This window comes from uncultured Campylobacter sp. (assembly GCF_937997465.1).
Lineage (GTDB): Bacteria > Campylobacterota > Campylobacteria > Campylobacterales > Campylobacteraceae > Campylobacter_A.
Window position 1 is genome coordinate 1 of the sequence record NZ_CALKTQ010000347.1, and the last position, 9,264, is coordinate 9,264.

Sequence of the window (9,264 nt, forward strand, 5' to 3'; positions counted from 1 at the left end):
CAAGCTAGAGATTTTTGTAAGTTTTATGGGCGAAAATAGAATATTCTTAGTAAAGGATTTAACCATAGTAAAAGTACTAGACGGCTATACGGTATATTCGGACGGCAATAGCTACTATGGGTATTGCGGATTTAATGGAGTGCTTAAAGGTACTTTTAGCGAGGGAGTATGCTATATTTTTGATGGAGAAAAACTATCCTATTCGCCAAACGCTCGCTATGGCGAGGGGCGCCCCATTGTCAGCCCCGGCAGTACTTTTGAAGGGGCTACAGTCCCGTATATTCTAGGCGACAGCGACTTTTCTAGGAAAAGAAGGGAAAATTTGTTAGCAAATCTTATTGGAGCCTCAACGCCGATATTTAGCGGCAAGGCGATATTTCTAAAAAAAGATGAGCTATATATAACGCCGATTTTTCAAGACAACGTTATTGAGATCAAGGAGTAGCCGATGAAACCCACCCTAAAACAATGGCTACAAGTAGCCAAAAATTTCATCATCGAGCTTCCGCTTGAGATACTTGCCTTTTTCGTCGTGCCAATCGCTTTGCTTTTCGCAAAAGAGAGCGACGATCATCTGCCGCGCTGCTTTCGCTGGTTTGAGGATGCGGACGACCACTACGACGGACAAAGCGCGGCCATAAACGGCGACGGCGGATGGAGACGGGATCACTTCCCGCCCCCTAAAAACCGTACGTATTTCGCGCGCCTTTGCTGGCTTTTGCGTAATAGAATAGGCTATTTTTGCGTCAAATACCTCGGCGTCAAAACAAGCGAGATAGACCCCGCCTCTATAAAAACCAGCGGAGACCCGTCCGTAACGTCAAACGGCGGCGCGGTAAGCTCGTGGTGTAAGGTAGAGTGCCGCCTCAAAGACGGGCGCGAGCGTTTTGGCTACTACCGCACGATTAGGTGGTGCAAACGCTTTTATATCAGAATTTACGTCGGCTGGAAGCTCATGGATATAGCCGGCGCAAACGCGTCAAACTGGCACGAATACACTGAGGGCGAGGACAAAAAAGTACTTAAAACCGTGTGGGCGTTTCACCCCATGAGAAAGGTCAAAGAATGAATGCATCGACAAAGAAATTCGTACTGATCGCGGCAGCCGTCCTAATCATCACCGCCGCAATAAAACTGTTAAAAGGAGCGTGAAATGGGCTTTTTGAATATCAAATTTTTAATATCCATTGGCGTCGCTTTGCTGATAGCTCTAGGTGGCGCGGGGATTGAAATATGGCGGCTAAATGGCGCAGTTTCAAGCGCAAAAGCCGAAACGCAAGATGCTAAAGACAAGCTGGAAAAAGAGAAAACGAAGCTAGCTCTCAAAGAGGCGGAAAGCCAAATTTATGCGGCAAATCTCTCCGAGTGCAACTCCAAGATCTCTGCGCAAAACGAAGCTATCAAAAGCATGGCTCTAGATATGAAACAGATCCGCCAAAGCCAAGCGGGGCTGAGAAAAGAGCTACAAGCCAAATACGAGAGCATGGAGCCTCCGCCAAAAGACAGCGGATGCGAAAAGAAACTGGGATACTACGAAAGGCTATTTAGGGGGCTAGGAAAATGAAGATAGAAAAAGCGATCGAATTTGTCCTTATTTGCGGCTTGATCATTATACTTTGCGGTTGCGCAGGCGCTGAGCCACGGATTATAGCACGCACCCAATACCAAGACGTGGACAAACCCGTGCGCTGCAACGTAGAATTGCCGCCAAAGCCTAGCTTTGATGAGAGCGATCCATCGACCGCCGGAGCCGTAGCGGCATATCACGAAGAGGTCGAAAGGCTGCTTTTACTGTGCGTAGGAGAAAAGCCGTGAGCGAACTGGTTATGAGGAAATTTAGAAACTTCGGGCTCACCAAAAAAAGGATACTCGAGATAGTTCTATCAGTCCTGCTCGCCTTGATTTTCGGGGCGGTGATGGGATGAGCTGGATCGACAAAGAGTACTGGTACCTACTTTGGGTATTGCTAGTGGGACTCATTGGCGGGGCCTTGGGACTGCTCGACGACGACGGAAAACCAAGAAAACATCGCACGAGATGGGCGTTTCTTGCTGCCACTCTTACCGCGGCGTTTCTTTGCGGGGCAACGTTCTCGATAATTAAATTTCTTATACACGATATTGAATTTTCGCTAGGCGTCGGGGGCATTGTAGCATTTATGGGTGGAGGTTGGGTGCGTAGAAAGATCGACAAAGCCGCCAACAAGAAGATAGAAAGCCTAGGCGGAGATAGCGGCGGCTTGGCAAAGAGCGAATACGAAGAGGAGCTAAAATGAGGGACGACGAGATACTGGAAAGCATGCAAGCAAGGCGCACGCGCTGCATCGTTTATACGAGAGTGATGGGCTACCACCGCCCGGTAGAGAGTTTTAACGTCGGTAAAAAAGGCGAGCATAAGGAGCGCGTAAAATTTAAAGAAAGGATAAAAAATGAAACTTACGATACGCAGATATAAAGACATCGAAGACGGAACGATCGGGAAATTTGAGCTAGTGGGTGTAAATACCGTGCTGATGACGGGCTATACGCTAGAGTCAGCAGGACCCGATACCACCGAGCGAGGCAAAGATAGGCGCATACCTGCGGGACTTTATAGTGTGGTGTGGCACAAGTCGCCAAAATTTAACCGCGTGCTACCGGTGCTGCATAATGAGCGAGTAGCGAAAGATCGCTATATCGAGATACATGCGGGCAACTATCCAAAGCATACCGAGGGCTGCATACTGGTAGGCAAGTGGGCGAACGACGAGGGAGTATTTGAGAGCGTCAAAACGCTAGAAGCTTTGCTTAGTTTTATCCAGGGCAAGAGCATTGAAGTGGAGATTATTAACGATATAAAATGATATTTTAAAAGCCTTTTAAAAGGGAGTTTAAAAGGTAAAAATTTACGTTAGAAATCAAAGTGAAAAATCGCCGTTTTTAATCCACTTTGATTTTAAGCGTAAATTCACTTTGATTTGAAAAGCGGTTTTACAGAATCAAAAGTTAAAGATAAAAGTATAACAAAAAATATCGCTCTAATGATAGCATTTTTAATAGTAGAATTTTGTAATCTTTTTTATAAGCTTAATAGAAACGAAAAAGAGAGAATACAGCATCTTAACGAAATAGATAAGATAAAAAAAGAGATTAGCCATCATATTGAAGTAGTAGAATATCTACTGGATGAATATATACCAAATAATCCATTAATACTTTCTGTTGAAGAAAGGGAAATTTTAGAGACATTAAGAATACCAACTTCAAATAGTTTAAAAACCATTAAAACAATAGCACTTCAAGGATGTTCAAACTACAAAGAGATGTTAAAAGATGCTTACAAAACGCCTGCTAAAATGAATTTCTTTTCAGGAATTAGTATGGAGAAAAAATACGAAAATAGAAGAGATCTTACAGAGCATTATCAAAAACATTTTCTTAGAATTGCTGAAATATACAATCTTCCAAAAGAAGAGTTTGAAAGAAATGAGCTTTTAAATGTTTTAAAAAAATTTGTGAAAAAAACTCATTTTACATCATAAAATATCTCCATGCGTTATTCTCAAAATTGTTTTTAGTTTTTAAAAATAAAATTGTTTAAGGTTTTTCTCATTATGCAATAAAATACTCCAAATCAAAATTAAAAGAGGAGTATTTACAATGTTAGTCACTTCAAACAATACGAACACCACACCACTACCAACACCTCAAAGTTTAGCTGATGAATGGATGACCCCCGAGCAATTAGAAGCAGAAATCGGCTTGAACATAGCAGCCCAGGAGCGTATGCGCATGAGAAAACGACAGCTGGGCGATAAAAACCCATTACCGTTTAGTAAATTTGGCAGAGTGATACGCTACAGCAGAAAAAGAATTAATGAGTGGCTATTAAATAACGAACAAAAGGGATAAACCCTTGTCTAGCTTTTTAAGGGCAAGACAAGGAACTATAATAATAAGTGAGACGATTATTATACCCTTTGCCCATAAAAAGTCAAGAAAATCCTAATCTAATCTCTTAAAAAGGATAGACTATGAGACATTATGGAAACGGTAGCCGGGCCAACGAATATAGGCTAGGGATAGACAGCGAAAAAGAGATCAAAGAAGCCAAAGAATTCTTGCGGCAAAGAGAGCTGGAGCTAAGAGTGGCAAAGGGGCGAGAGGAAAAAGAAGCTAGAGCCCGCGAACTAGCCAAGCTCGAGGCCGAGCTGCGCGATTTGATAGGGGCTTGATATGGATATTTTACAAGCTCAAAGACAAAGGCTAACAAAAGCCCTACAAAATGATAAAAAAGGCGTGTTTGGTAAAATTTACAAATCTTACGATAGACGCTTTTTTGATAGTTTTAGCGGCCTTGATACCCTAGTAGGCTTTTTAGGGCTAAATACCAAAAATAAAATCACTCTGATACTACAAAACGACAAAGGCCACTTTATGCGCGTTTTGGATTATGCTAATTGCGAGCTATACAATGAGCTTTACTCGCAAAGCGATCCGTTTAGAAGCGGAAACGCCAATATCTGCATCCAAAAGATAACGGGCAGGCGCGTATTGATGGTAAGCGGAGCTTATCAGGATGCGCCTTTATTCGAGATTTTAGGCTTTGATTATCTATGTTTCAAAGATGAATTCGAATTTAGCGCAGGAGTTAAATTTACAGAGGCCCTAAAGGCCTATCAGGGCAAAAAGATTATACTTTTTGATAGACGCTTAAACGATGCGACTAAGGAAATTTTGAACAAAGAGCTAGATGCCGATGTGCAGCTAGTGGGCTCGTATTTTTACGAGTTTATAAGGTTTAGTGCCAATGACAACAAGCACTATGAGAACAAATTTAAAAATATACTAGACGGATTAATAAAGGAGAATTAGTATGTCGTTTGCAGATAGATACGAACCTGAAACAAAAGCCTCGCCTAGCCAAAAAGCGAGGGAAGCTAGGCGAAAGGACTTCAACTATGAGAATGAAGAGATTATACCCAAAGAAACTAAACCTAGCACCGAGAAGATTGAAGAAATTACAAAAGAAGAAAGCGATAGGTTAAAGCGTAGGTATATGTCGCAGTTTGATTTTGGTATTGGCTGGCTTAATGACTATACCGGTCTTTTAAAAAAATCACTTCCTAGCACATATCCCCAAATAGAACTAAAAGCGATCCAAAATCTCGCTTTTTTACTATCGCATGGCGGCCTTAGAGTGGGCGGTTTTTATATGCTTGATCTAAGCGATAGCGGAGTGGGAAAAGGTATAAATTTTAGCACTCAGAACAAGCTACTATTTGATCCCATACGTAGATCGGATCGTGAAGCAAGGCAGGAGCAAAAAGACAGAATAAGGCAAATGATTGAAGATAAGGAAATTTCAAAGGCAGATGCAGATAAAAAATATAAACTCATAGGTAGCATTCACGAGAAAAATACTAGCCTGGAAGGGTTATGCCAGTGCTTTGAAACCACAAAAACGCAAATACTAGAGATGGAAGAACTAGGAAATACCCTAAAAATGGATAAAGACGCAATAATTGACTTTATAGTATCGGCACATGGAAAGGATAGGATAAAGACGCCTAGCCAAAAAATTAATGCCTATGCGGAGCCTTACATAGAACAAGCCAACTTCTTTTTTTATGCCGATACAAACCTGGCCTATTTATCATCCAAACAGCTTATGCACCATTTAGAGGGCGGCTTTTTTAACCGTTGTATTATGGTTTATTGCGAAGATGAGCTAGACTATAAGGATACGCAAATAATTCCTATTCCGGCACATAAAGAAAATGAATGCATGGAATTATCTAGCGAGATTTACGAATTTGCAAAAGAATTTTCAGGATATGAAATAAATAGAAACTACCTAGCCACTAATGATATTTTGATTAATTTTGCAAAAGGGGTTAGGGCTGCCGAGCAAGAGAGCAATAGGCTATACAAGCAAAGTAATAGCACGATATATAAGGTTATGAGTCTAGCAAACAGAAGAACAACCTATAATCTAAGCTCTATTATTATAACGTTGCACTACTTGCAAGAATTTACCAAATACAGAGACTGCAAAAAAAGCAACAAAGAGTATAAATTTGAACACTTAGTATCCAATGAGACGGTAAAAAAAGGAATTGAGTTTTTAAGAGGGTATCTTGATTTTAGCCCATTAATCGACAAGATCACAAACACAACCGTATCTGATAAATTAGAACTAGCGGATAAAATATTAGATTTTGTAAAAAAACAGAGGTTACCCATGGGTGCAAGAGAAGTTTATAGAAAATTCAATATGACAAAAAACGAGCTAATAAACCTAACCAAGTCAAAATTAAAAATAGAGAATGGGAATATCATATCTATTATTTAGAATTTGTATGACACTATGACAAAATGACCGCTAAGCCCGTATTCTAGGGGGTTAGTGTGTCATAATTCAGTCTATGACAGCCTATGACAATATGACAGAGACTATAAAATTGTCATAGTGTCATAAGGTGTCATAACATAATTTATGACAATCAAACGCCGTATTTTAGGGAGCTGGCGAGTAATTTGTCATAGTGTCATAACTTTTTTGGGTTTTAGATTTCAATCTAAATAGTTTTTAGAAGTAGAAACGTCAAAGTATAAATTTTATATGCAGATCGTTTAATTCTTCCTCCGTAACGTGCTTAAGATCGCTAAGGCGTATTTCATAGCCTCTTTGATACATTTCTTTCACGCTTTTAAGCTCGGCATCGTGCAAAGCGCTATTTCTAGCCATATTTTTGTAGACTCTATAAGCTACAAACGTAACGAGCAGAAAAACAAATACGCTAGCGTTTTGCGGGAAGTAAAACATCAAATATCCTTTTGTTTATCAAATTCCGTTTTTACGACGTCATAGAAGTTTTTAAATTTGTAGTTTTGTATCCAGCTATCGACCCAAGCCGGAATAGGTCTATTTTCATCATTCCAATTATTTACAGTCATATAAGAAATTCCGCACATGTCGGCAAATTCTTTTTTTGTTATATTTAGTTTTTTTAATTCTTCACTAAATCTCTCTTTATTCATTTTTAACTCCATATCTCAATTAGTTGTATTATTCTATAAAATTATTGCTAAAAGTTGTATTAAGTATTGACTTATATCGTAAAATGTTGTATAATTAAATCATAAATACAACAAAATACTTTTAAAGGAGCCCAGATGACACTAAGTTTTGACGATGCATTAGACATAGAAAACGAATTGCCTGATGCACTTTGCGCAATAGCATACCTCGTAGAGGCTTTGCCGCATTATCAGAAAGCCGTAGGAACGAACGAGAAAGCGGAGCAGAACGTAAACTATTTTCTATCTACGCTAATAGGCGGAGCCGCAATAGCCACCCAAGGCTACATTGACGAGAAAACGAAAGGAGTGAAGAAATGAAACTCGTATTTGAAATAAATGACGAACTAGACCTGGCGGACGAAGTACCAAGTGCGCTAAGCAACATCAGCACGCTAGTATTAGCTTTGCCGCACCTCCAAAAGGCTACAAATATGAATAGCGACGTGATGATAAATGCGGGCTATTTTTTAAGCGGCGTTATTGATGATATTGCGGAGGCCGTAACCCAATATGCAGAAAAGAAGCTAACCGAAAAAAGAGGAGGCAAAGAAATGATTTTAGTCCATACCGACACCCGTATCACAGAGCTAGAGGAGCAAGTCAGATTTTTAAAAGATAGATTTGAAAACCTGCAAAGAGCCGTAAGGGCTGCGCATTTAGGCTTTAAAACTATCGACGAACTAGCAGATGAAGCCCATGCGCTTAACCAGGGTATTTTTTGGGATTATGTAGAAAACGCGGATCAGGAGAGCGAAAACCAAGAACAAAGAGAGGAGATAAAGAAATGATTTTGTTTACACCAAAAGACGGCAGCAAAGAGAGCTTTAATAAGTTACTTGCAGAACGAGCGGGCGGGGTGGACAACTTGTCGCATAAGGCTATTTACGACGTAGCATACGAGCTTTATTGCTCGCTAGCTTGCGTAACCGACAAAAAAGAAGCTTTAAAAATAATGCTTGAGGCCACAACCGACGAACTCAAGGGACTCAGACTAGAGATAATTGACCTAAAAGAACGCATAGAGGAGTTGGTAGACGAGAAAATAGAGCTATCCAAGCAGCTGCTTGAGCTTAGAATAGATAATGCGACCGATGAGGGAAGCGAAGAGATGGAAAAACTATTACAAGGAGATTAATGATGAAAAATATGAATGCCTTTTACGAAGCCAGCAGGGTGGCTTTATCAAAGAATAACCCGCAAATTTTTAACCCTAGGCGTATGGACGAAGAGGGACGGTTAATTATACGGATAGACGAGAATAAAATAGAGCGCGAGCTAGCCTCTATTTTTTACAGAGATAGACCAGAATACTTAAAGGAGTTTTGTCTCCAGACGTTAGAGTTTATCGAGGCGCTAGAGGTCAATAAAAGATATTACGATTTTTTCCTAAACGACAAAGAGGATACGGATGAGCTAACCGACGAGGAAAGAACATTCATAAGCGAGATGATAGAAACTATTAGCATAACGCAGGCGAGCCTAAAAAGCTTTTTGGATAAATGGGCAAATCCTTGGGCGAACGTGCCGGACGTTGAGGAACAGCGCAGGTATTTAGATGAGTTTTTGAAAAAGCAGGCAAATTAAGTTTATCAAAGGGGGCGAATTTGCCCTCTTGAATAAGCCTAATTCTAAATGAACGACCCTACCGGCTTTGTAGATATGGGAAGCGCACTAGGGAAGCGATATTGTCCTAGCTAGGATCAGCCCTGATGCAGGGTTTTAAAATAAGAGATTAGATTAGGGTTAAAAATACCCTAATCTACTTTTCAATATTTAATATAATGCCTATATATAGAGATTTTATTATATTTAGTATTGAAAACTTTACAATAAAAAGCTATAATAGGCTTTATGATAACCGTACTTTTTACTAATCAGCCCTGCCGGACCTGCGACGAAGTTATACAAGATAAATCTATGCTATGGCTTAACGAAAACGGGAAAAGAGTTATGGGCATAAATATAAAATTCGTAGCCGCCATCATTAAAGACGGTAAGATCGTGGAATATCCAAATATTAGGAAGCTAGGAGATGAAGACGATTTTTAATTTTTTCAAAAGAAAACCCAAGCCGCAAGAATTTAGCTTGATCGCTAATCAAAACACATTTGGAGCATTCGGCGGCGATGCATACTCAAGCGACATTTACAGAGGGGCGATCGATGCGATAGCAAGGAACGCCGCAAAACTCAAAGGCTCG

18 protein-coding genes are annotated in these 9,264 nt (G+C 40.2%); 16 read left to right on the plus strand and 2 right to left on the minus strand.

Translation table 11 applies throughout. The features are described from left to right. The 12 genes from Q0546_RS11810 to Q0546_RS11865 all read left to right on the plus strand — a co-directional run. Positions 1-445, plus strand: a 445-nt coding sequence (locus Q0546_RS11810) for a hypothetical protein (protein ID WP_298793284.1), incomplete at its 5' end; no start/stop codon positions are given. 3 nt (positions 446-448) lie between these two features. After that, positions 449-1,069: a hypothetical protein gene (locus Q0546_RS11815; RefSeq protein ID WP_298793286.1), complete on the plus strand. Its 621-nt coding sequence runs from the start codon at positions 449-451 to the stop codon at positions 1,067-1,069. A gap of 84 nt (positions 1,070-1,153) precedes the next feature. Next, entirely contained in the window at positions 1,154-1,564 is a 411-nt protein-coding gene (locus Q0546_RS11820; protein WP_298793288.1) for a hypothetical protein, read from the plus strand. Continuing rightward, positions 1,561-1,815, plus strand: coding sequence for a hypothetical protein (locus Q0546_RS11825; RefSeq protein WP_298793289.1), 255 nt, complete (start codon positions 1,561-1,563; stop codon positions 1,813-1,815). The genes Q0546_RS11820 and Q0546_RS11825 overlap by 4 nt, the downstream gene beginning before the upstream one ends. A gap of 106 nt (positions 1,816-1,921) precedes the next feature. Beyond that, on the plus strand, positions 1,922-2,275 hold the full coding sequence (locus Q0546_RS11830; protein ID WP_298793291.1) for a hypothetical protein: 354 nt from the start codon (positions 1,922-1,924) through the stop codon (positions 2,273-2,275). Continuing rightward, positions 2,272-2,454 carry an anaerobic ribonucleoside-triphosphate reductase gene (gene nrdD, locus Q0546_RS11835; RefSeq protein ID WP_298793293.1) on the plus strand — a complete coding sequence of 61 codons (183 nt, stop codon included), beginning with the start codon at positions 2,272-2,274 and terminating at the stop codon, positions 2,452-2,454. Before Q0546_RS11830 ends, nrdD begins: the two co-directional genes overlap by 4 nt. Beyond that, positions 2,429-2,842: a DUF5675 family protein gene (locus tag Q0546_RS11840; RefSeq protein ID WP_298793295.1), complete on the plus strand. Its 414-nt coding sequence runs from the start codon at positions 2,429-2,431 to the stop codon at positions 2,840-2,842. The genes nrdD and Q0546_RS11840 overlap by 26 nt, the downstream gene beginning before the upstream one ends. A 114-nt stretch (positions 2,843-2,956) precedes the next feature. After that, positions 2,957-3,520 carry a hypothetical protein gene (locus Q0546_RS11845; protein WP_298793297.1) on the plus strand — a complete coding sequence of 188 codons (564 nt, stop codon included), beginning with the start codon at positions 2,957-2,959 and terminating at the stop codon, positions 3,518-3,520. 118 nt (positions 3,521-3,638) lie between these two features. Further along, entirely contained in the window at positions 3,639-3,890 is a 252-nt protein-coding gene (locus Q0546_RS11850) for a hypothetical protein (RefSeq protein WP_298793299.1), read from the plus strand. 122 nt (positions 3,891-4,012) lie between these two features. Further along, positions 4,013-4,213 (plus strand): hypothetical protein, encoded by a 201-nt coding sequence (locus Q0546_RS11855; RefSeq protein ID WP_298793301.1) that lies wholly within the window; start codon positions 4,013-4,015, stop codon positions 4,211-4,213. A 1-nt stretch (position 4,214) separates the two neighbouring features. Beyond that, positions 4,215-4,853, plus strand: coding sequence for a hypothetical protein (locus Q0546_RS11860; RefSeq protein ID WP_298793304.1), 639 nt, complete (start codon positions 4,215-4,217; stop codon positions 4,851-4,853). A 1-nt stretch (position 4,854) separates the two neighbouring features. Next, entirely contained in the window at positions 4,855-6,333 is a 1,479-nt protein-coding gene (locus Q0546_RS11865) for a hypothetical protein (protein WP_298793307.1), read from the plus strand. 252 nt (positions 6,334-6,585) lie between these two features. On the opposite strand, the gene Q0546_RS11870 is transcribed toward Q0546_RS11865, so the two are convergent. Both Q0546_RS11870 and Q0546_RS11875 read right to left on the minus strand, forming a co-directional pair. Beyond that, positions 6,586-6,807, minus strand: coding sequence for a hypothetical protein (locus tag Q0546_RS11870; RefSeq protein WP_298793309.1), 222 nt, complete (start codon positions 6,805-6,807; stop codon positions 6,586-6,588). Continuing rightward, on the minus strand, positions 6,807-7,022 hold the full coding sequence (locus Q0546_RS11875; protein WP_298793311.1) for an XRE family transcriptional regulator: 216 nt from the start codon (positions 7,020-7,022) through the stop codon (positions 6,807-6,809). The genes Q0546_RS11870 and Q0546_RS11875 overlap by 1 nt, the downstream gene beginning before the upstream one ends. 135 nt (positions 7,023-7,157) lie before the next feature. On the opposite strand from Q0546_RS11875, the gene Q0546_RS11880 reads away from it, so the two are divergent. Genes Q0546_RS11880 through Q0546_RS11895 form a run of 4 tightly spaced genes read left to right on the plus strand, consistent with a single transcriptional unit; the run spans position 7,158 to position 8,648 of the window. Further along, a complete protein-coding gene (locus tag Q0546_RS11880; RefSeq protein ID WP_298793313.1) occupies positions 7,158-7,382 on the plus strand; it encodes a hypothetical protein in 225 nt (74 codons plus the stop codon). Next, a complete protein-coding gene (locus tag Q0546_RS11885) occupies positions 7,379-7,852 on the plus strand; it encodes a hypothetical protein (protein WP_298793314.1) in 474 nt (157 codons plus the stop codon). Before Q0546_RS11880 ends, Q0546_RS11885 begins: the two co-directional genes overlap by 4 nt. After that, positions 7,849-8,199, plus strand: coding sequence for a hypothetical protein (locus tag Q0546_RS11890; protein ID WP_298793316.1), 351 nt, complete (start codon positions 7,849-7,851; stop codon positions 8,197-8,199). The genes Q0546_RS11885 and Q0546_RS11890 overlap by 4 nt, the downstream gene beginning before the upstream one ends. Beyond that, complete coding sequence (locus Q0546_RS11895; protein ID WP_298793318.1) at positions 8,199-8,648, plus strand: hypothetical protein; 450 nt, start codon at positions 8,199-8,201, stop codon at positions 8,646-8,648. Before Q0546_RS11890 ends, Q0546_RS11895 begins: the two co-directional genes overlap by 1 nt. Positions 8,649-9,264: the final 616 nt, after the last annotated feature.

What these genes read in the sequence shown, in the direction of transcription:
- Q0546_RS11815 (WP_298793286.1), top strand. Translation starts at nt 449, where the DNA reads ATGAAACCCACCCTAAAACAATGGCTACAAGTAGCCAAAAATTTCATC.
- Q0546_RS11820 (WP_298793288.1), top strand. Translation starts at nt 1,154, where the DNA reads ATGGGCTTTTTGAATATCAAATTTTTAATATCCATTGGCGTCGCTTTG.
- Q0546_RS11825 (WP_298793289.1), top strand. Translation starts at nt 1,561, where the DNA reads ATGAAGATAGAAAAAGCGATCGAATTTGTCCTTATTTGCGGCTTGATC.
- Q0546_RS11830 (WP_298793291.1), top strand. Translation starts at nt 1,922, where the DNA reads ATGAGCTGGATCGACAAAGAGTACTGGTACCTACTTTGGGTATTGCTA.
- nrdD (WP_298793293.1), top strand. Translation starts at nt 2,272, where the DNA reads ATGAGGGACGACGAGATACTGGAAAGCATGCAAGCAAGGCGCACGCGC.
- Q0546_RS11840 (WP_298793295.1), top strand. Translation starts at nt 2,429, where the DNA reads ATGAAACTTACGATACGCAGATATAAAGACATCGAAGACGGAACGATC.
- Q0546_RS11850 (WP_298793299.1), top strand. Translation starts at nt 3,639, where the DNA reads ATGTTAGTCACTTCAAACAATACGAACACCACACCACTACCAACACCT.
- Q0546_RS11855 (WP_298793301.1), top strand. Translation starts at nt 4,013, where the DNA reads ATGAGACATTATGGAAACGGTAGCCGGGCCAACGAATATAGGCTAGGG.
- Q0546_RS11860 (WP_298793304.1), top strand. Translation starts at nt 4,215, where the DNA reads ATGGATATTTTACAAGCTCAAAGACAAAGGCTAACAAAAGCCCTACAA.
- Q0546_RS11865 (WP_298793307.1), top strand. Translation starts at nt 4,855, where the DNA reads ATGTCGTTTGCAGATAGATACGAACCTGAAACAAAAGCCTCGCCTAGC.
- Q0546_RS11870 (WP_298793309.1), bottom strand. Translation starts at nt 6,807, where the DNA reads ATGTTTTACTTCCCGCAAAACGCTAGCGTATTTGTTTTTCTGCTCGTT.
- Q0546_RS11875 (WP_298793311.1), bottom strand. Translation starts at nt 7,022, where the DNA reads ATGAATAAAGAGAGATTTAGTGAAGAATTAAAAAAACTAAATATAACA.
- Q0546_RS11880 (WP_298793313.1), top strand. Translation starts at nt 7,158, where the DNA reads ATGACACTAAGTTTTGACGATGCATTAGACATAGAAAACGAATTGCCT.
- Q0546_RS11885 (WP_298793314.1), top strand. Translation starts at nt 7,379, where the DNA reads ATGAAACTCGTATTTGAAATAAATGACGAACTAGACCTGGCGGACGAA.
- Q0546_RS11890 (WP_298793316.1), top strand. Translation starts at nt 7,849, where the DNA reads ATGATTTTGTTTACACCAAAAGACGGCAGCAAAGAGAGCTTTAATAAG.
- Q0546_RS11895 (WP_298793318.1), top strand. Translation starts at nt 8,199, where the DNA reads ATGATGAAAAATATGAATGCCTTTTACGAAGCCAGCAGGGTGGCTTTA.